This window comes from Flavobacterium sp. B330r (assembly GCF_056824325.1).
Genome location: NZ_CP124860.1, coordinates 4,959,929 through 4,980,848, shown reverse-complemented (window position 1 = coordinate 4,980,848; position 20,920 = coordinate 4,959,929). Strand labels below are relative to the sequence as shown.

At 32.5% G+C, this 20,920-nt stretch carries 24 protein-coding genes; 10 read left to right on the top strand and 14 right to left on the bottom strand.

All coding sequences use genetic code 11. From position 1 onward, the window contains the following. Positions 1–3 precede the first annotated feature (3 nt). From QLQ95_RS22205 to QLQ95_RS22165, 9 genes are all read left to right on the top strand, one after another. Positions 4–501 carry a DUF4280 domain-containing protein gene (locus tag QLQ95_RS22205; protein ID WP_482501722.1) on the top strand — a complete coding sequence of 166 codons (498 nt, stop codon included), beginning with the start codon at positions 4–6 and terminating at the stop codon, positions 499–501. 22 nt (positions 502–523) lie between these two features. Further along, the gene (locus QLQ95_RS22200; RefSeq protein WP_482501720.1) at positions 524–3,151 is read left to right on the top strand and encodes an OmpA family protein; all 2,628 of its coding nucleotides are present in this window, start codon (positions 524–526) and stop codon (positions 3,149–3,151) included. Positions 3,152–3,157: 6 nt separating this feature from the next. Further along, positions 3,158–3,979, top strand: a complete 822-nt coding sequence (locus tag QLQ95_RS22195) for a hypothetical protein (protein ID WP_095930094.1) — start codon at positions 3,158–3,160, stop codon at positions 3,977–3,979. Positions 3,980–3,988: 9 nt separating this feature from the next. Further along, positions 3,989–4,702: a hypothetical protein gene (locus QLQ95_RS22190; RefSeq protein WP_095930093.1), complete on the top strand. Its 714-nt coding sequence runs from the start codon at positions 3,989–3,991 to the stop codon at positions 4,700–4,702. Between the two features lie 4 nt (positions 4,703–4,706). Further along, positions 4,707–5,465 carry a hypothetical protein gene (locus QLQ95_RS22185; protein WP_095930092.1) on the top strand — a complete coding sequence of 253 codons (759 nt, stop codon included), beginning with the start codon at positions 4,707–4,709 and terminating at the stop codon, positions 5,463–5,465. Between the two features lie 97 nt (positions 5,466–5,562). Beyond that, on the top strand, positions 5,563–6,054 hold the full coding sequence (locus tag QLQ95_RS22180; protein ID WP_095930091.1) for a hypothetical protein: 492 nt from the start codon (positions 5,563–5,565) through the stop codon (positions 6,052–6,054). A 62-nt stretch (positions 6,055–6,116) separates the two neighbouring features. Continuing rightward, the gene (locus QLQ95_RS22175; protein WP_141248149.1) at positions 6,117–6,752 is read left to right on the top strand and encodes a hypothetical protein; all 636 of its coding nucleotides are present in this window, start codon (positions 6,117–6,119) and stop codon (positions 6,750–6,752) included. 47 nt (positions 6,753–6,799) lie between these two features. Next, positions 6,800–7,489 (top strand): hypothetical protein, encoded by a 690-nt coding sequence (locus QLQ95_RS22170; RefSeq protein ID WP_482501718.1) that lies wholly within the window; start codon positions 6,800–6,802, stop codon positions 7,487–7,489. Positions 7,490–7,491: 2 nt separating this feature from the next. Continuing rightward, the gene (locus tag QLQ95_RS22165) at positions 7,492–8,178 is read left to right on the top strand and encodes a hypothetical protein (RefSeq protein WP_482501716.1); all 687 of its coding nucleotides are present in this window, start codon (positions 7,492–7,494) and stop codon (positions 8,176–8,178) included. Between the two features lie 120 nt (positions 8,179–8,298). Here QLQ95_RS22165 and QLQ95_RS22160 read toward each other — a convergent pair whose 3' ends face one another. The 10 genes from QLQ95_RS22160 to QLQ95_RS22115 form a co-directional block, all read right to left on the bottom strand. Continuing rightward, entirely contained in the window at positions 8,299–8,697 is a 399-nt protein-coding gene (locus tag QLQ95_RS22160) for a helix-turn-helix domain-containing protein (RefSeq protein ID WP_482501715.1), read from the bottom strand. 429 nt (positions 8,698–9,126) lie between these two features. Further along, positions 9,127–10,254 carry a hypothetical protein gene (locus QLQ95_RS22155; protein WP_482501713.1) on the bottom strand — a complete coding sequence of 376 codons (1,128 nt, stop codon included), beginning with the start codon at positions 10,252–10,254 and terminating at the stop codon, positions 9,127–9,129. A gap of 24 nt (positions 10,255–10,278) precedes the next feature. Further along, complete coding sequence (locus QLQ95_RS22150) at positions 10,279–11,064, bottom strand: polysaccharide deacetylase family protein (protein ID WP_250837598.1); 786 nt, start codon at positions 11,062–11,064, stop codon at positions 10,279–10,281. A 115-nt stretch (positions 11,065–11,179) separates the two neighbouring features. Then, positions 11,180–11,680: a 4'-phosphopantetheinyl transferase superfamily protein gene (locus QLQ95_RS22145; RefSeq protein WP_482501711.1), complete on the bottom strand. Its 501-nt coding sequence runs from the start codon at positions 11,678–11,680 to the stop codon at positions 11,180–11,182. Next, on the bottom strand, positions 11,677–11,931 hold the full coding sequence (locus tag QLQ95_RS22140) for a phosphopantetheine-binding protein (protein WP_095930083.1): 255 nt from the start codon (positions 11,929–11,931) through the stop codon (positions 11,677–11,679). Before QLQ95_RS22140 ends, QLQ95_RS22145 begins: the two co-directional genes overlap by 4 nt. Position 11,932: 1 nt before the next feature. Continuing rightward, entirely contained in the window at positions 11,933–13,201 is a 1,269-nt protein-coding gene (locus tag QLQ95_RS22135; protein ID WP_482501709.1) for a beta-ketoacyl-[acyl-carrier-protein] synthase family protein, read from the bottom strand. Continuing rightward, positions 13,198–13,635, bottom strand: coding sequence for a 3-hydroxyacyl-ACP dehydratase FabZ family protein (locus QLQ95_RS22130; protein WP_482501707.1), 438 nt, complete (start codon positions 13,633–13,635; stop codon positions 13,198–13,200). The genes QLQ95_RS22135 and QLQ95_RS22130 overlap by 4 nt, the downstream gene beginning before the upstream one ends. Positions 13,636–13,646: 11 nt before the next feature. Then, positions 13,647–14,699, bottom strand: a complete 1,053-nt coding sequence (locus QLQ95_RS22125; protein WP_482501705.1) for a type III polyketide synthase — start codon at positions 14,697–14,699, stop codon at positions 13,647–13,649. After that, a complete protein-coding gene (locus QLQ95_RS22120) occupies positions 14,696–15,409 on the bottom strand; it encodes a methyltransferase domain-containing protein (protein WP_482501703.1) in 714 nt (237 codons plus the stop codon). Before QLQ95_RS22120 ends, QLQ95_RS22125 begins: the two co-directional genes overlap by 4 nt. Further along, positions 15,410–16,537 carry an NAD(P)/FAD-dependent oxidoreductase gene (locus QLQ95_RS22115; RefSeq protein ID WP_482501701.1) on the bottom strand — a complete coding sequence of 376 codons (1,128 nt, stop codon included), beginning with the start codon at positions 16,535–16,537 and terminating at the stop codon, positions 15,410–15,412. Between the two features lie 172 nt (positions 16,538–16,709). Between QLQ95_RS22115 and QLQ95_RS22110 the strand changes: the two genes are divergently transcribed. Beyond that, positions 16,710–17,066, top strand: coding sequence for a hypothetical protein (locus QLQ95_RS22110; RefSeq protein ID WP_320494913.1), 357 nt, complete (start codon positions 16,710–16,712; stop codon positions 17,064–17,066). Between the two features lie 248 nt (positions 17,067–17,314). On the opposite strand, the gene QLQ95_RS22105 is transcribed toward QLQ95_RS22110, so the two are convergent. The 4 genes from QLQ95_RS22105 to QLQ95_RS22090 form a co-directional block, all read right to left on the bottom strand. After that, the gene (locus tag QLQ95_RS22105; RefSeq protein ID WP_320494914.1) at positions 17,315–18,004 is read right to left on the bottom strand and encodes a CPBP family intramembrane glutamic endopeptidase; all 690 of its coding nucleotides are present in this window, start codon (positions 18,002–18,004) and stop codon (positions 17,315–17,317) included. A 76-nt stretch (positions 18,005–18,080) separates the two neighbouring features. Continuing rightward, positions 18,081–18,671 (bottom strand): Crp/Fnr family transcriptional regulator, encoded by a 591-nt coding sequence (locus QLQ95_RS22100; protein WP_095930075.1) that lies wholly within the window; start codon positions 18,669–18,671, stop codon positions 18,081–18,083. Positions 18,672–18,824: 153 nt separating this feature from the next. After that, positions 18,825–19,346 (bottom strand): PPC domain-containing DNA-binding protein, encoded by a 522-nt coding sequence (locus QLQ95_RS22095; protein WP_216359046.1) that lies wholly within the window; start codon positions 19,344–19,346, stop codon positions 18,825–18,827. Positions 19,347–19,352: 6 nt separating this feature from the next. After that, complete coding sequence (locus QLQ95_RS22090; RefSeq protein WP_482501698.1) at positions 19,353–20,864, bottom strand: glycoside hydrolase family protein; 1,512 nt, start codon at positions 20,862–20,864, stop codon at positions 19,353–19,355. Positions 20,865–20,920 lie beyond the last annotated feature (56 nt).

Below are 20,920 nucleotides of genomic sequence, written 5' to 3'. Positions count from 1 at the left end.
ACTATGAGCGAAAAACATTTTGTAGTACAAGGCGCCACTTGCAAATGCAAGTTTAGCGAAGATCCTTCTAAAACAGATAAAATTAAAGTCAAATCGCAAAATAAACATTTTGGAAATGATAGAGAAGGTTCAGAAAAGCTTTTGGCTACCTCGAAAGAAATTGGTCAGACTTTAGAAAAAAACACATTTGGCAAATGCAAAAAACAACCTGTAGGAAACAGTTTTATGGTCTGCCAGGCTACAATCACCAAATGGAGTGGTTTTTATGAAAAAGTGACCCTTAGCAATGAAGGCAAAATATTATTGGAAGACAGCAAAGCAACCTGCCCGATGGGAGCGCCGGATTGTATCGAAATTACAGATCACGGACAAACCGCAGAACCTGGCGAACAGAATTTTAAAAATACAGATCCTATGGTACACAATCTTATAAACCCGATGGTAGATGTGAGAGATATGTATACAAAGGAAGCGAAGCATGAGGGAATAAGCGATGCATAATTGATTAAAAAATATTTTTATAATGGCAAAAGGTGTTAAAAAAATAAAATGGACAGGGCAGGGAATTGTAAAAAAAGATTTATCAATTCCGAATAAAAAAGTAGTTATTGCACCAGATCAGCATGTGTTTTTTGAAGTTGATCAATGGTACGATGGAACTCCTGAAACAGATAAAAAAAAGAGTATAACTTGGATTTTTCAGGATCGTAAAGTAAAAACTATTGTTTTGCAAAAAACTTTACCTTCCAATAATCGATATGGCATAAAGCTTCCAAAAGCTTTATGCGGTCCGTTTGAATATTATCTTGAAGCTAGTCTTTCTGGTAAAAGAGATGTGATTAACCAAACTGGTTTATTGATTAGCGGCTCTTGCCCAGCAAAAATAGTAAGCAGCAAATGGTGCACTACAAACGATGGAAAAGATGTTCGAAAAGAACACGTATTTAGCTATGGTGAAACGGTTTACTTAAATCTAAAAACTGAAGGGCTCAATGGCAATTTAAACCTAAGTGTTGACGTTTTTAGAAATTCTGGAGATGGCAAAACAGCTTTATTCAGATATACAAGTGTCGATGTGATTGATGGCGAAATAAATCTCGAAATTAAAAATACTTTTTCTTGGTTTCCGCTTATAAAAGGTATAAAAGAAACAGAGGAATTTTATATAAAAATATTTGATCCAGCTATCAAGCATTATATTCCAAATGGTCAAAACGAGACCAAACATGCCAGTTTTTTAAAAATCAATAAAAAAATTGTTTCGCAAACTGCAAAACCACCAACAAACTTATCTCCTTTAAAAACTGGAGAACCAGATAAAAATGCCACACGATTTGAACCTTGCAAGTTTGAAACCATTACTATTATTGAAGACAAAAAAGAAGATGGAAAAACGACAAAAGTCAAAGCCTTAGTCTTCGACAATGGTAAAAACCTAATAAATAAAGTTCCTAAAAGAGAACCCATCAAAAAGTCAATTCTCTTTGAATTCGATAAATATGACATTACAGCAGAAGCAAAAACAGTACTTAACAACACACTACAATTTTTACTGGAACACCAATTTTCAAGCATAAAAATCGATGGGCACGCCTGTGTAATAGGAAAAGAAAATTATAACCAAAAATTATCACAGCAACGAAGCGATGCTGTTAAAAAATTATTTGTCGATGGCGGTTTAGATGCTAAACGCATCACCTCTATTGGTCACGGCGAAGTAAACCCAACAGACGATAAACAAGGCCGTGACAATTTAAAATATAGTGACGAAAAAGAATACAAAGAAAACCGACGTGTAGATATTTCGTTTGATTATTATGGACATGATGCCCAAACGATAGTTTATGAAACTATTGCGCCAAGCCAAGACAAAAACATTACCATTGATATTACCGAATATCAAAACAAAGCCTGTTTTAGAGAAAAAGGAAAACACACAAAGAACATTAAAGTTAGCTCTCCTGAATACAACAAAGCAATCGATCAGGTTACCAATAAATTAGACTTTCCTATAAAGTCCAATTTAAGCCAATTCAATCTTTTTCCTTTAAAATATATTTGGCCGAAAGTTTTTGCCAATGAATATAATATTGATGTACACTCTTGCCGTTATTTTTCTAATGATACAAATTCTACGGTTAAGATTATGGCCTATCCTGATATTAAATGGGAATTAGCTTTAGAGTTTTTAGTAAATGTTTCAAATTATAAAGCCGCAAATATGCCCGCTGGTAATATTTTTGCAAAACATCAAGAAAAAGCAAGAGAGGCAGGCTATAAAAGATGGCTAATGAATAAGCAGGGCGAGATTCCAATTGAAATTGGAGTTGGCTTATCTGCCGAATGGGATGATAGTCGTCATAAAAGAAGCTACACTCAATTATTTGAAAAAAAAGTAGAAGATATTGCAAAAGTTATTGCGAAATCAACAGATCTGTTGCAAAACGCCGTCAATTTTGCACAAAGCGCAGCTAAAGGAACTGGAATACCCGTAGCCTTCGATGTAAGATACCCAAAATTTGCTATCGTAGCCAAATGGTATCTCGAAAGACCTGAAAACTCAACAATTGTTGATGTAAAAGGGGAAGTTGGTTTTGGTTTCAGTCCTTTAATCGGTGCAGAAGTTATCATTGATATTATAGGTTCGGCAATTGCACTTGCGTCAAATGTTGGAACAGGAAATCCTGCAGCCGCAAAAATAATAGAACGTTTTAGAGATCGAATAGAAGAACTTGGAGGCAAAGTCACTCTTACAGCAACTTTTTATGGAGAATTATCTGTAATGGTTGAAGATTTAAAAATTAGTGCCCTTTATGGAATTGGAAGTCCTGGAAAGTTAGTTATTGGAGGCAAATTTGGTGTAACAATTAAATTTGAAATGAAACTTGAAATTGGAAAAATAAAAGGGAAAAAATCAAAACCAATTGCCAAATTCAAAGCAGAAGCTAAATTAGATGGATACTTTGGAGGAGACGTTGTTATAGATAGTGATGAAAAGGGAGTTTTCATAGAACCGGTAGTAAAATTTTCAGGTATCATGTTCATTGCTGAAATTGAAGGAGAAGTAGCATGGTGGAAAAGTAGTTTCAAAGTTGAAGAAAAAATAATTTCTGACGAAACCAAAAAATTAGATAAAAAATATATAAACTAAGAGATAATGAATAAATTAGAAAGACCCTTATATACCATTGACCCTCATATATATTGTTCAGGTACAATTTTGGTAAACGACATTCCAGTTATAGACTGGTATGGAAATCAAACAGAAGATGGAGGTTATCTTGGTGCATTAGATATAAATCATGTTCTATTACAAAGTGGCCAATGCAGAGTCGTTGGCAAAATGTTTCCAAGAAAAGGGCAAAAAACATTGACAGAAGAAGAGGCAATGCTTATAGATTTTTATTGCGCTGATGCAGATCCAAAAATATGGAAATCCTCTATATACAAATTCCATCCTAAAATAGAATCTCCATGGAGTGGCTTAAGTGAAAACATTAATTATCCTTACTTTGAAATAGCTACAGAAATAGAAGTTGAATTACCTTTTGTTTTAGATGGATGGCAAAATTCTGTCGATTTATCTAAATTGGACAAAAATGTTTTAAAAGAAAAAGTTCTGGAATACTACAGACAAATTCATGCTGTGCTTAAAGAGCATAATGCTGGTAAGTTTTTAGAATTATCAAGAGAAAAACAGAAATTACAGGAACAAGCTTTTTACTTTAATGAAGAAAGAAGACAAAGTTTTAAAGAAGGGCTTACAGCATTATTTAATCAAAACCTTGAATTGGAGCCTTTGAATGAAAACGAACTAAAATTAGAGTTTTTAGGATATGGAAAACTAGTGAGATTAATGAAACTAGACGGCTCTCAACCTCTTCAATTTAAAAGTCCAAATCCTAAAGAACAGAGCAACATAGAATTAGAAATTAAATTACACGTCCGAAATGCTGAAAAAGGATTAAGCATTATTTAAAATCACATTATGAAAAAAACAATTCTTTTTTTAGCACTTATTATATTATATAGCTGTAATAACACACTGGATTTATCAACAGTTGAATTAGGAAACAAAGCTGATCAATATGATTTAGAAAGCAATAAAAATCTTGAACACAATACTCTTAAAGGCCATTATGAATGGAAAACTACAGATGGAAAAAATACACTTGTAACAATAGATAATGGAGAAATAATAACCAACTACCATGAAATTAATAAAATAAAAAATCAATTCAACTATTCAGGAATTCCTATTGATTCAACATGGGATGTGAAGATTGTCATCTACAAAGGAGAAATTGCCGAAGTCAATGCTCGTTTTGCAAAAGAAAATGCGTTTTTGTTTTTAGGAAAAATATTAAAAAAACTTGGAAATCCTTCAAAAATCAATTTTGATACTGCGACCATAAATAATAAATCTGATCGAGAGATTTATTTAAAATTACAAAAGTTTTTTCCAAAAGAAACAAAACTTTATAAACCAGAAGGAATTGTAGAGGAGGATTTCACTTATCCCAGAGATATTATATGGGATAAAGATAAAGTCTTATACATTGTAAATATTATTATGGATAGCGAAAATTTTAGTGTTAACTACAGACCAATGACTAAGAAAGCATGTAAAGATCGAGTACTCTATCCTCCGCCTTTACCAGAACAAAAAGATAACATTCCTTTTTATGAATATTTAAAGTAAAAAAATGTCAATAGGAAGTACGATAAATAATCCTTTCTACGAATTATATCCTAACCTAAATTGTTCAGGAATAGTTTTAATTAATGACGTTCCTGTATTTAGCTTTCTTGGTAAAGACACTAAAGACGGAATATTAGATGGCTCTGTTCCTATAAATCATGTGGTTTTGCAAAGCGGAAAATACAACGTTGTTGGAAAAATATTCCCTAGGTTTGGGCAAAAAACTTTAACAGAAAATGATGGAATGGAAATCAGTTTTAATGTATCCGATATTGATAACTGGAAAGAAACAAAACAAAGCTTTTTCCCTCAATTAAGTACACCTGAAGCTTCATTTGATAGAAACAACAAAGTTACGAGTCCATTAAAAGGTCTCCCTTATTTTGAAATTAAAACAGAAATTGAGATTGAATTACCTTTTGTCTTAGATGGATGGCAAAATTCTATCGACTTAACAAAACTAGATGAAACTGTTTTGAAACAAAAAGTTATAGAATATTATACTCAACTTCATGCTATTTTAAAAGAACATAACGCATCTAAATTTCTAGAGCTATCAAGAGAAAAAGAAGAGTTACAAACTAAAGCATTTTATTTCAATTCGATTAGAAAACAAGAAATACGAGATAGTATTATAAATTTATTTAATAAAAACTTAGAAGTACTTCCTTTGAATCCGGACGAATTGAAATTAGAAATTTTTGGTTATGGTAAATTAGTTTCATTGCTTCGAATTGATGGGGGGGTCAGCACTTCAGTTTAAACGAAATATTGCAGAAGGAGAAAGAAATATCGAGTTAGAGGTTAAGCTTCATGTTAGAACTTTAGAAAAAGGATTTAGTATAATCTAATATAGTTTTATGAATAGACGAAAATTTATAATAAATACAGGATTAGGAGGATTAGGTTTATACTTTATCCCTTCATTAGTAAGTTGCTCTAATAAAAAAGTAAACCTGAATACTATTTTGGGACAATCAAATTCCTTGTTAGATACATTTGAATTTTTAAATAAAGAAGGAAATAAGAATTTTGGCTATTACCACTTTGCAAAAGATGATTTGATAATAGAAAACTATGAAGGGAAAGAAGCATTTATTTTTTATAAAAACGGAAAAGTTATTGGGTACACTTTACAAATTGAAGGGAACGATTTTTATGAGGAGAATATAGGCTTAATTTCAAAATCATTAGGAAAATTTAAAATCAATTTTAAAAATGATTTTGGGCAAGAAGTACAGTGGAATAGCTCTGGAAAAATAATAAAATTAAATGTCAATAATTTTAAAGATATTCCTAAGCTATCTTTTTACAGTGAGTTTATAGATAATAATTCAGAATTAATTATTTAATGAAAAATGTTATCAAATTACACGTTCTATTCATTTTACTACATAGTTGCACTTCGAAAGAAATGAAACCTGATGATATAAAAAACATTCAGGAAATATTTAAAATTAAAGGCAATGTAAAAGAAATTCAAGAAAAAATAGTTACTGAAAATTTTTATTATTTTTCAACAACAACTTTTGACAGAAATGGAAATCCTATCGAAACAATACAATATGACAAAAACGGAAAGATAAAAAGTAGCGATCCATGGATTAAATTAACAGATGAAGAATTGAAACAGATAAAAGTTAAAAAAGAGTATGATAATCAGCAAAGACTAGTAAAACAAATAGAGTATAGTAATTCTGGAACAATTGAAACAGAATTTAGATATAATTCAGCTGGTAAAAAATCAGAAGAAATTAGAAAATTTGGCGATAGGAAAATTCAATCATTATTTGATTCAAATGGTTTTTTAAAAGAATTTATAATATCAATTTTAGAAGACAATAAATTTTATGAACAAGGTAGAGAAAAGTATATATACAATAAAGGATATTTAATTGAAAAACATAGTTATAACAATCAAAATGAAAATAAAATTTCCAGTAAAGAATTATATCAATATGATAATGTTGGAAGTCTAATTAAAACAACAACTTATTATCATGACAGCAATTTACCAGAAATAAAAAACCGCAAAATTATATACTATTAGATGTTCTAATTATTTAAACGATAATTCAGAGCAAAAATTAAAATCTTATGCAAAAAACAAGTATGCTTTTAATGATATTGTTTTTCATATCCTGTCACAAAGATCAGCCAAAAAAAGATTTGGCAAAAATTACTTTTACTGAAAAGTACGATACTTTTTTTGGGAACATCCCCAATGAATATAAAGAAAATAATTCTTTTATAGATTATAATCTATTTGATGTTTACAACACAGAATCAGACGATTTACTTTGTTTTAATGGTGTAGACTTAAGCGGATACCGTGATAAAAAAGGAGAGTTTGGTACTAACTCTGTAACTTTTGAATTTTCAAAAAAAGATCATGTATTAAATTATTATCATGTAACATTATTTTATAATAAAAATGTAAATAAGTTAATAGACGTTTTAAATAATACTATTGGAAAACCATCATATGTTGATATACTTTTTTCAAAACCTAAAACTCCAGACGCTTTATTATGGGAAGATAAATCAAATTACTATACATTGACAGGAGCAACTCAAAATACAGCAATTTTTAGAGTTTTTAAAAAAACAAATCTAATAATTCGAAAACAAATCTTTTCTCCTGGTCCTTTTCAATATTATGGTAATTATTTAGATTACTTAGAAGAAAAAAATAAGGATAAAAAACAAATTTCCTATTATCAATATGCAAAAATTCTGGAGAGTGAAGGGGATGATTATAAGATAAAAAGTTATGTAAAACCTTGATAATGTTAAAAAAAATAATCACATCAACAATTATTTGCATTTTAATGCAAAGTTGCAACTCACAGAAAAAAGATTTAGCTCAAATTAAATTACCAACAAGTAAAAGTACTTTAATCAATAATGAAATAGATCAAAAAAAACATCCATTTATCTATGACCCTAATCTTACTGCTTATGAGTATAAAGATTCTGAAATGTTAACTTACGATAATAATGATTTATCAAACTCAATAGACGAAGATGTTTCAGCAACTTACAGCGGAAAAAACTACCTCAATCTATTAGTCAATGAAAAGACAAAAAAAATAGAAGGATATCAATTTCATACCTATACAAAACAAGAAAGTGAAAAATTATTTAATTCTCTTAATAAAAAATTGGGGTTACCTAATTATGATGATAAAGATAAAATTGATCGTCATGTTGTTTGGGAGTACGAAAATGAAATTTATGTTTTTAATATTGGTTATAATGCTATAATACAAAATATAAAAACTGATGAAGTTAATTTAATTGTGCTAAATAATCAACTGGACAATTTAATAATGTATATAAACAGTACAACTTATTATGAAGCTTATCTTAAAGAAAGAAAAAAGAAAAATTTAAATGTAAAAAATTACAGTTATTCGGTTTTTGCAAAAGAAGAAAGCAATAAGGGAAATAAATATTATTTAAAAGGAATTTAAGAATTATAATAATGAGGAAAACAACACTTTCAAATGATCGCCGTATTAACTATATTTATCATAATCATAAAAAAAAGCCCTGAATAATCAGGGCTTTGTTCTTTTTGCATATTCGGTAAACTATCTTCCTTTCAATAATTTTTCCAAATATTCTACTTTATCTTTTTCAGCTTGTACCAACCTTTCATACAACTCAACAACTTTATCAAGCGGATTAAATGTTGGCTGATACTGAATATTTGAATTCATAGATGCATTATCATTATTATTAATTGTATTTCCAATAATATTAAATATAGCTTCTTCCGAAAAATTCTTAATCGCTTCCACACTTACACCAAGTGCTTTTGCAACTTGGATTAATTTTTCTTCATCAATATTTTCACTATTCTCCATAGCTGAGATTGTCTGTTGATTTGTTCCCAAAGCTTGTGCAAGGGCTTCTTGTTTCATGTCTTTTAATTCACGAATACGGCTTATTTTTCGCCCGATATGATTTGGTTTTAGTAATGTACTCATAGCTCAAAGATAATAATTAAGAATAAAAAAATAGAAAATGTATCCTACATTTTGGTGCTGTAAAATACCAAATCACCTTTTTGTCTGACTTAACAAAAATACAATTTTTCAGACAGAAAAAAAGCCCTGATTATTCAGGTCTTTATTCATTTTGCATATTCAATAAATTATTTTCCTTTTAAAAATTTTTCTAAATATTCTATTTTCTTACGCGAGGGAGGGGAAGCAGAAGAAATCTCCGAAACCGTTAAAAAGTGGAAAGAATAACGAACTGCAATTGCCTAAGTTTGATCCAAAACGAGTAGAAGAATTAAAGGATAATTTTTAATTATTTAAAACTTGTAAGTGTTTAATTATGAAAAAAAAAGAATCTAATTTAATGGATTTGTTTAAATTAGATTCTTTGAGTTTTACAATAATTATGATTCTTTATGAACCTTCAGTATAAGCTTCATTCCATAGCGAATTTGGTTTCAAGTAAACTTTATTTTCCTGAAAATCCAAAATGGTATTAAATCTTTTTAAAACTTCGCTACCAAGAATATGGGTTTTAAATCGTGCCGGATTGTTTGCTGTTAGTAATTGTACGGGAACATCATTCAGGCATAAATTGCCTAAGTAAAGTTTTTCGTTTTTCACGGTCAGAACTGGAACTTCTTCGCCTTGACCATTTTTTAAAATTACTTTTTTAAGAACAGGTAAACTTTCTGTTGGATATTGCTGTTCTTGTACCATTTCTTGATCAAGCATTACGGTACGCTGATAGCCATTATCAAAAAGAAAACGGCCTTTATAAGCTGTATTTTTTATTTGAAGTTGTCCTTGAACGCAAAACAAAGTATGCGTAAATTCCATATCCAATTTTGTGTACTCTTTGTTTCGTTTGGACAACGTAGAATGAATTATAAAAAGCTTTTTGTCATAATCGATTTCTACAATTTTGCCATCAAATAGATTCCAGCCAAAGCGCCCCACAGTTCCTTGTCCAGATAATTCTACAGGATAAATCTGCTGATCTTTCCAGATTTGATTTCCAAGTTGGAAACTATGTCCTTTTAAACTGCTTAATTTTAGCTGACTGATCATATCATTCGTTAAAAGAAAATCACTAGTTCCCGAATCAAATTTTAAATCGAGTGTTTCTTTGTCGTTTAATTTAACCTTGAAAATAATGTTGTTAAACTCTGAAAGAACAAAAGGAATTGTATCGTGTATTTCAGGTTTGAGTTTTGAAAAGTTTTGTAAAGACGGACATTCAATACGTGTATAACAGTTGTCGGTATTATTTAAAATAACGGCAAAATCAAACTTTTTTCCAGGCTTTAGTTTTATGAAGATGGAATCTTCATTGGTATAAAAAGTAACCGTTTTCTCTTTCGGAGTTTTATTGGTTACGTATAAATCTGGTTTTGCTTTTGAATCTAAATACCATTTCGTTTTTTCTTCATTATCTTCTTTTATATAACAGATTTTAGAAGAAGCTTTGATTACAGGATTTTTTACTTGGGCCTGAGAAACCGTTACGGCAGCCATCATTGAAATAAGATAAATCTTCATTGGTTATAATTTCTATTTTTTGGACTAAAGTTGTGGAGGAAGCAAATTGTCTAAATCTGAAAGTTTATAGAATTTAAGATCATTCAGTTTCATGTATTTGCAGATAAATTCTAAAGTTTCGATTTTCACCTGATAATTTTCTGTGATTTCTTTTACCGGTTTATGACCGCATAAAAGTAGAATTTTATTGTTCTTTTTGGCATAATCTAATAATTCTAATACATACGGAATACTAAAATGAATGTGGCTGTTATCGATATCAAAGGCAAATACAATTTTTGAATTATTAAAATAACTGTCTTGCTTTTCTGGAATTTCGCCTCCAAATGCTCTTCCTCTAATAATTTTGAAAAGAGGAGATAGTGCTTTGTCCAGCGAATCTGATCTTTCGCCATATGGATAAGCAAAGGAAGTAACGTTGAAAGACTTTTTTTTCATAGAAATAATCATCGGATCGATTTCCTGTTTTAGATATTCTTTGACGCTATATTTTTGAGTGAACTTAACGGCATTGTAATGATGATAACCATGTCCGGCAATCTCATGACCGTATTTTTGCATTTCGAGTAGTTTTTTGATTTCAGGAGCTCCAATCGAATCAATTCTGCAGACGTTAAAAGTGGCTTTCCAAGAATATTTTCGCAAAACTTGATCGGCTTCCGACCATTCATCGACATAAGCATCATCAAAAGATAAAATTACACCCGCTTTATAGGCAGGTTTTGCGACTGGTTTTGGTTTTTTATTTTCACAAGAAAATAAGGTTAAGAAAAGTAAAAGCAATACTGTTTTTGTAAAAAGTATTTTCATAGATTTTTGCTTTCTGGTGAATATGAATTGAACATATAAAGAATCAAATATAAAGAATATTCTGGGCAACTAAAACCTGATTTTTTTGGAATGAAACCACTAGGTGTTTGATAAATTAATTTTGTATCATAATCCTCTTTTCAAAACGCCCATGATGACTAATTGAAATATCTTGAAGCGCATTGGAAGAAATTTTCAAATACGGAATACCGTTTTCGTCTTTTACAATTTCTTTATTTTCAACTTCAATAACATTTTTTAGATCTTTAAAATTGGTAACAGCAACCGTATGAATACTTTCTAGAGACAAAATAGTTTTAGTGTGATAAATATTTTTATCGCAAACTACTTTCCCGCATGAATTATTTATGTCTAATGCTTCTATAAAACAAACAAGCTTTTTGGGACTAAACTCACGAATTTTGGTCTGACGATTATAGATTTTATACGCAGCTTCTTTCATGCTCCATAAAAGCCAAACCATGATTTCTGGTTCATCATACTTTTTTATAAGCTGTTGCTCCTCGGCCGTGAAAAGCTTTTCTAGGAAACCTTTCCGTTGCCAATTGCTTTCTTTACGGGATAGAGCGAGATCTATAATGTCATTGCCAATCATTTTGCAGCTAGTTTGGTTTCGATGATTTCCAAAGCAGTTTTAACATCTAGCATTCGTTCCATATCGGCATTGTCAATTACGATGTCGAATTCTTCTTCAATATCCAGCACGATATCCACCAAATTAGCCGAGTTTATATTGAGGTCTTTAATGAAGTCTGTTTCTTCAGTTAAATTGTCATAAGCTTCTGTATTGGTTGCAAAAGGTTTTATAATTACTTTTAATCTTTCGGTTAGTTCTTTTCTGTCCATTTTAATTTTCGAATTTTTTAAATATTACGCATGCGTTTACATCGCCAAAACCAAAACTGGCTTTTGCAATTATTTTTGGGTTAGTTTTAATCGTTTCTATAAGTGCTTTTGAAGGATCAATCAATGCCGCAATTTCAGGATGAAGATCAGAGCAGTTTTTATTTCCAAATAAAAAACCTTCGTGAAGCTGTAATACCGCGGCAACACTTTCGATACTTCCAGAAGCACTTAAACAATGTCCTGTTAAGCTTTTCAGCGAATTAATATACGGAAAATCAGAACCGCTTCGTTCCAAGGCTTTTGTCCAGTTTTCAATCTCCAGACTGTCTTTTGTTGTTGCTGTTAAATGCCCGTTTATAGCATCAATTTCATTGGGATGGATTCCGGCATTTGCAATAGCAGTTTTAATACATCTTTGCACAGCTATACTGTTTGGAGCAGTCATGCTTCCGCCGTCGCGCTGTCCGCCCGAATTGACATTTCCACCCAATATTTCGGCATAAATAGTAGCGTTGCGTTCTAAAGCGCTTTCCAAATCTTCAATTACAAAAGCTCCTGCACCGCTTCCAGGAACAAATCCGGCAGCGGAAGCACTCATTGGTCTTGAACCTTCTTCGGGATTGTCATTATATTTAGAAGAACAGACACGAAGCGCGTCAAATCCACCCCAAATATAGGGACCGCTGTCAGAAGTGCTTCCCGCTAATATTCGTTTTGCTTGTCCAGATTGTATGCGGTCGTAAGCCATTAATATGGATTCAGTTCCTGTTGTGCAAGCCGATGAATTGGTCGTTACCTGATTTCCCAATCCGATTTTACCTCCAAGATAAGCGCTTACACCGCTGTTCATCGTTTGTGCAACAACTGTACTTCCTAATCTTCTGACTTGCAGTTCATCAATTTTATAAATGCTTTCACGAAATTTATCAATTCCAGAAGTTCCAGCTCCAAAGATGGCACCGCTATTCCAATCTGGATTTTCGTTAATAGGCAATCCTGCGTTGTTCCAAGCTTCCATACCCGCAATAACGCCGTATAAAATTCCTGTGCTGTTAAACCCGCGAAGTTCGAGTTCTGTAAAATACTGCGCTTTCAACTCTTCAGATATTTGAGGCTGACCCACAATCTGACAAGAAAATTGCAACTCTTCTAACTGAGAGTCATGACGAATGCCCGAAATGCCATTTTGCAGTGCATGAGTAAACGCCGAAATTCCAACACCATTTGGCGCTGCAACTCCAAGACCTGTTATAACGACTCGTTTTTTCATAATCTTTTTGTTATCATTCCTGCCAGAACGCCTCTGCAAACTTCTTGTCCAGCTTCATTTTTCATGACCGCATTGCATTTTAATTTTCCAAAGCGAAAGAACAATTTCTCTGAAGTTACCGTTACTTTTTCATTTGGATACACGGGTTTTAAAAATTCCATATCGGCAGATGTGAAGGCAATCACAGTATTTTCTCCCAATTCATTTCCCAACAAAAATATTCCCAAGCAAACCATTCCAATCTGAGCCATTGTTTCAGTTAGAATAACGCCTGGAGTAACCGGATTGTCTTTGAAATGGCCTTTGTAAAAATCAAGATTTTCTTTGAAGGTATACGTTCCAGTTACACCATTTTCATCTGCTTGGAGCAATTCATCTACAAATAAAAACGGTTCGCTGTACGGTAGCTGTTTTATAATATCATTTAATTCCATAAGCTTTTAAATTACCATTGCAATAAAACTCTTTGTGCCGAAAATCCCGGCCCAAAACTCAGCATTAAACCTTTTTCGCCTTTTTTTGGATTTCGGTTCATAATGTTTTCTAAAACATACAAAACCGTTGCGCTAGACATATTGCCGTATTCTTTGAGTATTTCTTTAGTATCGTCTATATTTTTTTCCAATCCAGCAAAAAGCGATTCAACCGTTGTTACGATTTTTTTTCCTCCGGGATGAAAAATCATGTGGTCAATATCTTTAATTTCAAGATTATTCTGTTTTAGAAAAGGATGAATAATGTCACCAAAATGAGAAGCAATGGTATCTGGAACTTCAATATCGAGAACCATTTGCAGTCCGCCGTTGGTTAATTTGAAGCCCATCATATGTTCTGCATCATAAAAATGATACATCTGTTCGTCGAGAATTTCAGGACCAGCATCTTCTTCTTTTGAAGACAATAAACAGCAAGCCGCTCCATCTCCAAAAATTGCAGCGCTTACAATATTTGGCATGGAGAAATCATCGAGCTGAAAAGTGGCAGTTGGCGATTCTACTGCTATTACCGCAGCACGTTTTCCAGGATTCGATTTTAGAAAATTCTTTGCATAAATAATTCCAGAAATTCCTGCTGCACAGCCCATTTCGGTTACAGGAAGACGAACAATATCTTGTCTTAATTTCATTTTATTAATCAGATAAGCGTCAAGTGAAGGAATCATAATTCCGGTACAGCTTACCGTAATAATATAGTCTAAACTCTGCGGATCCCAGCCTGTTTTTTCTAATGCTTTTTCGAGAACTTGATGTCCTAGAACAATCATTTCGCGGCTATAAATATCATTTTTTTCTTCAAATGAAGTAGCGTTAAAAACTTCAGAAGGTTCCATGATAGAATAGCGCTTGTCTACAGAAGCGCCTTCGAATATCTTTTTTACTTTTTTGATAAAACGCTCTTCCTGACCTTCAAGCCATACGTCTACAAGCGGAAGTATTTCTTCGGTCGTTCGAGAATATTGCGGAAGCTGTTTAACAGCCGTGATTATCTTTACACTCATATTTTAGTAATTATCCACTGGTAGCGAAAGGCCCATTTCCAGTTTATGGAGTAGTTTTTTAGATTTAGTTTTTTGGAGAAATGCTCCAATTCGTTTTTTTTGAATCCTTTCAAAATAGAAATCAAACCATCGTTGCGCGACATTGTATTGAGATTGAACACAACGCTTATGAGCTCAAACAATCGATACGCAATTTTACTTCTATGAAGATCGTTTACCACAATTCCAATCGAGGCATTTTGGTTTAAAGTTTTCATTACTTCAGCAATTTGACTGGTGGTAAAATGATGCAGTGTTAGCGTGCACAAAACAATATCGTATTTTAACTGGTTGAAATCTTTGCTAAAAATATCCATACAGCTATATGCTATGTTTGGAAAATCTTTTGACAGTTTCTTGGCATATTCAATGGTAAAAGCGTTGGCATCGATTCCAATTAATTGGAACTGAAGATTTTGCTTTTTTCCATATTTGGCAAGCATTCTCAGCATATCTCCATTTCCGCATCCAATATCGGCGATGGTAATGGTTTGAGAAGTATCCGTCTTTTTTAAAAGTTCTTTTATGCCATGAAGCGTGAGTTTATTTCCGCCAAGCAATTGATTAATAGAAGCAATTTGATCTAACGCGCCAATAAGCTCTTCGCTTTGAAGCGAAAAATCATCCATTATTTCAATTTCTTCTGTTCTATATTTAGTGTTTACACCCATTTATTCAATTGTTATTGGTCGGCCGTGCGTTTGTTTTATAATGAACGATAGTAATGCAGGAATTGATGCTGCGACAGTTGTCATGATATGAGTCAGGTTTTTGTGTGTCAGCGCTTTGGCTAAAATTCTACCAAAGAATAATCTTTTGCTAAAATGCTTTTTCCATTCTTTAATGTATTCTTTTTCAAATTCGCTTCTCGATTCTATCTTTCCATAATAAAAATCAAGTACGAGCTCAGAAGCTATTTTAGCGCTATGAATTGCCATTGCCATTCCGTTGCCGCACATGGGATGAATTAATCCGGCAGTATCTCCAATCATTAAAATGTGATTTTCGACAGGTTCTTTTTTATGGAATGAAATCTGACTGATTGTTAAGGGTTTTTCGAATAGGGAAGTGCTGTTTTCAAAAATCCCTTTCAATTTTTTATTTTTATAAAGCACCGATTTTTGGTACTCTTCGATGTTTTTGTATTTTTTGAAAGTATCAAAATCGGCTAAATAGCAAATATTGATAACGTCGTTTTCAACTTTTGAAACGCCGCAATAGCCGCCTTGAAAATTGTACAAAGCCACAAGACTTTCGTCAAAATTTCCTTTGTAATGTCCTTTTACGGCTAGCCAAGGTGATTTTTTAGCAATAAAATCTCTTGACAAAACCTGATCTATATTCGATCTTTTGCCGTAAGCGCCTAAAACTATTTTTGATGAAAGAATTTCTTCAGAAGTAGTTACAGTAAAAATGTCATTTTCAAAAGAAATATGAGAGACGTGATCGGTTATAATGGTACAGCCATTTTCGGTTGCTTTTTCAAACAAGAAATTATCCAATGCATAACGGCTGATTCCGAAACCGCCCAGTGGGAGTTTAGTTTTTGCCGTTGTTCCATTTTGGGCTGTAAATTCAAAGTTAGAAATACTGGTTGGCTGAAGTTCCCTAACATCTAATTCCAACCAAAATAAATATGGCAGGATTTCATTTGAGATATATTCTCCGCAGACTTTATGTTTTGGATAGGTGTTTTTTTCGATAAGAATCACCTTCAATCCTTTTTTGGATAAGTGTAAAGCACTTGCCAGACCAGCAAGACCGCCTCCAATAATAAGTACGTCAGGATTTGTTCTCATACAACCAATTTAATCATAAAAACTCAAATGATCTTACTTAATTTCATAAGAAATTAACAAAATTTCAACTTTTATTTTAAAATTTTACAATGAGTTATTATTAGAAAAAAATGGTAGAAAATTGATTTAAAAGATAATTTTTACTTTTGCAAAAAAATAGCGCATTAAATAAATGACAATACAAGATTTAGTAGGCACTTATTCCATTTCTGGAAGCAATCAGGACGAAAGTAATGAGATAACATACAAAGGTGTTTTGACGCTGACGTTAGATCAAAACAACCGCATAAAAGCAGATTGGATTATCAACTCGCACAAACAAAAAGGAACGGGTTTCTTTAAAGATAATATTCTGGTAATTAATTTCAGTTATAAAGGAGATGACCATAAAACCTATAAAGGAGTTGCGGTTTATAGATGCATTACAAAAGATGTTTTAGACGGATTTTGGTCTGAGAAACACGGAGATCCTTTGTATTTAGGAAGTGAACATTGTTTGAGAATGGAAACTACAGAACGATTAAATTAAGGGAGAATAATTTTTAAGTTTTAAACTATGGGTGTAAAGAACTTCGAGGAAAGATAAATTATAAAGTTGGTTTTCACATTTTTGTCATTTCGACCGAAGGGAGAAATCTCCGTTAGTAGCTCGACAAAGATTGGATTTTCGTTGCGGAGCTACTTGTGGAGATTTCTCCCTTCGGTCGAAATGACAATGATTGGGGTTATTTTATTGAAGATAAAGGTTCATTGAAGTCAAAGTTTAGGGTTTAAAGTCTATGTTGGATTTACTACAGTTTTATATTTTCTGTTATAAAGAATAATAAAACCAACCCATATTACTAATAACACAACGATTAAAGTAAGCTCTGTTTCATGCAAGCCATTACGGAAGAAATTGTTTAGTGAATGCACTCCTGCAACTGCCAATAACGATCCTGTAGAAGTATATACTTTTCCGATTCCCCAGCTTCCGAAGAAAATGATTCCGAAGAAAATCATATTGCTTGGTGTTATTTCGAAGTTTAAATGCCATGCAAACCAAAGTATCGCAATAATCAAGATAGAAGTAAATTTAGGAAGCGATTTTAATTGTTCTTGTAAAAATCCGCGCCAACCGATTTCTTCTAAAAGTCCGTAAGCCAAAACCGTAAACATTAATAAAATTGGGAATTTACCAATTGTAAAGTAATAAACACTTGCAATTAAAACCGCTGGAAGAATCCAATAAACGGCAAACGGAACTAGAGCATTTTTATAAATCCCTTTTAATGACATCGGATTATGAAGCGAGAATATTTTTATTACAGCCCAAGCTCCTAAAGCAGGACCAACACCGCGCAGCAAAATGGCTAAATACGGATTTTCTATTCCAGATAATAAATTGGTTTTAACAGCTGCATATCTGCAGATTACAGCAATTACATAATAAACTATAATAGCGCCAAAGTTGATTTTATTTTTCATCGTTTTAAATTTGTTTGGTTTAGTGAAGCAAACTTAGGGCACGAAAATGAAAATAAAATTGACTTTGGGTAAGAAATCATTTTTCCATAACTCTTTTTCGAATTCGGCTTAAACTTTCGGCCGTTAATCCCAAATAGGAAGCAATGATTTTAAGTGGCGTTCTTTGAAAAATTTCTGGACGTCCTTCTATAAGTTTTAAATAACGTTCTTGTGGCGAAAGTGTCAAAAGGTTTATTTGTTCTTGCTGTTTACGAACATAAAGCATTTCAGAAATAGCTTTTCCGATTCGCAAACCCGTTTCCGATCTTTGGTACAATTCATTTAAATCTTGATTAGAAATAGACCAAAGCGTTACATCTTCTAAAGCTTCGGTTTTAATAACAGACGGCTGCTGATTTAAGAAAGACATATAATCGCTAATAAAACTATTTTCGTAAAGAAGATTAATGCAAATATCTCTTTTGCCATCCCAAACAAATAGTCCAGCCGATCCTTTAATAATGATGTTAAGATATTTTTCGACACCGTGATAATCTTTTATAATTTCAGATTTGTCAAATTCACGAACTCTAATTTTTTCCGAAAATCCCGTCCAGATATTCATATCGGCAGTAAAATAATTTTCGAAAATTCTCTTTACATCTTCTGGAGAAGGACTATGTGGCATTTTTTAGAATTATCAGTTTGGAATGCCAATATAGGTTTTATCTTTCAAAATAAAAACAGCTTTATTATCCTGTTTACTTATATTTTTTGAGAAGACTGGTAAGACAACTTTGTCAAAGTTCTAAACTTTGACAAAGTTTAAGACGGCAAAAATCTACTTTAAACAAGGCAATTGTAACACATTTGCATTCAATGGCTGTTCTATTTTTCTTTCTAGTTTTTCAGGATTCACTGTGATATAAATTTCCATAGAACCCGTTCCTACTTTCAGTCCAAGAATATGACCGCCGTAAGCATCAAATTTATCATCGGTTGCAACTCCGTGCATATGTATTGAAGGTTTGTCGCCGCTCCAAGCAATAGATCCCGTAATGCTTCCCATTTCTACTTTATTGAAAGTTTTGGGGTGAAATTTCTTTTGGTTGAAATCATAAAATCCAAAAGTGGCATCTTGTGCAAAACCTATTCCAGTAAAATTTGCTGACGGAATATTTTGCTCTTTGGCTAATTTTTCAATTAGTTCCAAAACATTATCGCCTTCGCGAAGAACCATCAGATAACCTTGAGGTGTTTTGGTATAACGGCATTTTTCAGCATCTTTCTGTTGGGCATTAGCAAAATTAAGAGACATTAAAAGTATCAATGCCATACCGATTTTAAGGGGTTGTATATTCATAAGTATTTAAATTAGAGAATTGGGTTGTAATTCATTATCATATTTTTCAGGATCAGAAGCTGCGTATTCGTTTTCTGGTTCTGGAATGACATGAATTTTAGAATCGCTTATCGAAATTACAGCCGAACAGACATAGATTCCGACTTTTCCTTCGTTGTATTTAAAATCCAATAAAGTTAGTTTTACAATGTCATTTATCGAAAGTTCATAATAATTTCCGTAGCGGATAATTTTAAAAGAAATCTGTTTTTCGTCACTAATTTCAAACTGATTGGTTTGGATGTTTTCAAAGATAAAATTATTCTTCACATCCTTTTCATTAAATCCCCAAGCTCTAAACTGCACGAAGCCATTCATAAAATCAATCGAAATATAATAGCCCGTTCCTTCTTTATCACATTCAATTACAAAGCCCGTTTTTCCCATTCCTTCAACAGACAATGTTCCTTCCCAAACAAAATCATTTGATGGCTTTTCGAAACCATAAATTTCGTAACCGCTTCGGCATCCAAATCGCCATTTGTTTTCGTTTTCCAAAACAAATTCTGCTGTCGGATTTCCTAAAATAGGTAAGGGAAGGGGCAGATCTTTTTGAAGTATGGTTTTCTGATACAGTTTTTGCCAATAATAATAGCTTTTCAAAAGAAGTCTTCCGCTCTTATCGACATCCAATTCTTTCGGTGGCGGAATCACACGATGCGTATTGACGTTTCCGTCTGCGAAATAGAAATTGTAAACCAAGAAATGTTTTCCATCTTTAACCACTCTGGCGGCATAGTTTCCTTGTGGCATTAGTACATTGTTGTGAAATGCAGAATACTCTGCCCTAAATTCTGGCGAAGACCAATAACGGATTTTAATATCTTCTCTAATGGATCCCAAAAGATAATGCGTTCCCTTTATCTCGAAAACGCACGGACATTCTACATCATCGTACACATACGGAATATGAAGCGGTTTCTGCAGCACATAACCTTCTTTTTCTCTTTTAGCCACACCAATGCAGCCTCTTCTGTATGTTGGTCCAGAGGCGCTTCGGGCGCAGATTAACAAATAATCTTCTCCTTTATATTGGTATTTGAAAGGATCACGAAAGCTAATCCATTGGCGCGGATTATTATTCTTTCCCTCATAATGTGGCGCTTCACTTTTAAACGGAAGTCCGTATAGATTTTCCTTTTTCCAAGTGAGCAAATCGGAAGAAATTGCACGTCCTACTTTTTGCTCGATTCCTTTATCCTGACGTTTGAGTCCTGTATAATACATTTCATAACCCTCGCCATCCGATTTTTTGCTGATATGCATTGTCCATAACATATCATCGTCCCATTCTCCTGGATCGCCAACAAATAAGGCATTTTTTACTCGTTTCCACGAAAGACCATCTTTAGAAACGGCATGAGCGATATAATCGTGATTGGGAATGATTAGATGAAATAAATGATGAATTCCTTTTTCATCTATAAATACATCAACATCTCCAATTTCCCAGTTGCTAAATCCTGAACCTGAATACATTTTATTATTTATTTTAAACTGTTAGTATATTTTTAATTTTTTAAACACAAAGAATC

Coding starts and splice junctions, on each gene's coding strand:
- QLQ95_RS22205 (WP_482501722.1), top strand. CDS start 4: ATGAGCGAAAAACATTTTGTAGTACAAGGCGCCACTTGCAAATGCAAG.
- QLQ95_RS22200 (WP_482501720.1), top strand. CDS start 524: ATGGCAAAAGGTGTTAAAAAAATAAAATGGACAGGGCAGGGAATTGTA.
- QLQ95_RS22195 (WP_095930094.1), top strand. CDS start 3,158: ATGAATAAATTAGAAAGACCCTTATATACCATTGACCCTCATATATAT.
- QLQ95_RS22190 (WP_095930093.1), top strand. CDS start 3,989: ATGAAAAAAACAATTCTTTTTTTAGCACTTATTATATTATATAGCTGT.
- QLQ95_RS22185 (WP_095930092.1), top strand. CDS start 4,707: ATGTCAATAGGAAGTACGATAAATAATCCTTTCTACGAATTATATCCT.
- QLQ95_RS22180 (WP_095930091.1), top strand. CDS start 5,563: ATGAATAGACGAAAATTTATAATAAATACAGGATTAGGAGGATTAGGT.
- QLQ95_RS22175 (WP_141248149.1), top strand. CDS start 6,117: ATGAAACCTGATGATATAAAAAACATTCAGGAAATATTTAAAATTAAA.
- QLQ95_RS22170 (WP_482501718.1), top strand. CDS start 6,800: ATGCAAAAAACAAGTATGCTTTTAATGATATTGTTTTTCATATCCTGT.
- QLQ95_RS22165 (WP_482501716.1), top strand. CDS start 7,492: ATGTTAAAAAAAATAATCACATCAACAATTATTTGCATTTTAATGCAA.
- QLQ95_RS22160 (WP_482501715.1), bottom strand. CDS start 8,697: ATGAGTACATTACTAAAACCAAATCATATCGGGCGAAAAATAAGCCGT.
- QLQ95_RS22155 (WP_482501713.1), bottom strand. CDS start 10,254: ATGAAGATTTATCTTATTTCAATGATGGCTGCCGTAACGGTTTCTCAG.
- QLQ95_RS22150 (WP_250837598.1), bottom strand. CDS start 11,064: ATGAAAATACTTTTTACAAAAACAGTATTGCTTTTACTTTTCTTAACC.
- QLQ95_RS22145 (WP_482501711.1), bottom strand. CDS start 11,680: ATGATTGGCAATGACATTATAGATCTCGCTCTATCCCGTAAAGAAAGC.
- QLQ95_RS22140 (WP_095930083.1), bottom strand. CDS start 11,931: ATGGACAGAAAAGAACTAACCGAAAGATTAAAAGTAATTATAAAACCT.
- QLQ95_RS22135 (WP_482501709.1), bottom strand. CDS start 13,201: ATGAAAAAACGAGTCGTTATAACAGGTCTTGGAGTTGCAGCGCCAAAT.
- QLQ95_RS22130 (WP_482501707.1), bottom strand. CDS start 13,635: ATGGAATTAAATGATATTATAAAACAGCTACCGTACAGCGAACCGTTT.
- QLQ95_RS22125 (WP_482501705.1), bottom strand. CDS start 14,699: ATGAGTGTAAAGATAATCACGGCTGTTAAACAGCTTCCGCAATATTCT.
- QLQ95_RS22120 (WP_482501703.1), bottom strand. CDS start 15,409: ATGGGTGTAAACACTAAATATAGAACAGAAGAAATTGAAATAATGGAT.
- QLQ95_RS22115 (WP_482501701.1), bottom strand. CDS start 16,537: ATGAGAACAAATCCTGACGTACTTATTATTGGAGGCGGTCTTGCTGGT.
- QLQ95_RS22110 (WP_320494913.1), top strand. CDS start 16,710: ATGACAATACAAGATTTAGTAGGCACTTATTCCATTTCTGGAAGCAAT.
- QLQ95_RS22105 (WP_320494914.1), bottom strand. CDS start 18,004: ATGAAAAATAAAATCAACTTTGGCGCTATTATAGTTTATTATGTAATT.
- QLQ95_RS22100 (WP_095930075.1), bottom strand. CDS start 18,671: ATGCCACATAGTCCTTCTCCAGAAGATGTAAAGAGAATTTTCGAAAAT.
- QLQ95_RS22095 (WP_216359046.1), bottom strand. CDS start 19,346: ATGAATATACAACCCCTTAAAATCGGTATGGCATTGATACTTTTAATG.
- QLQ95_RS22090 (WP_482501698.1), bottom strand. CDS start 20,864: ATGTATTCAGGTTCAGGATTTAGCAACTGGGAAATTGGAGATGTTGAT.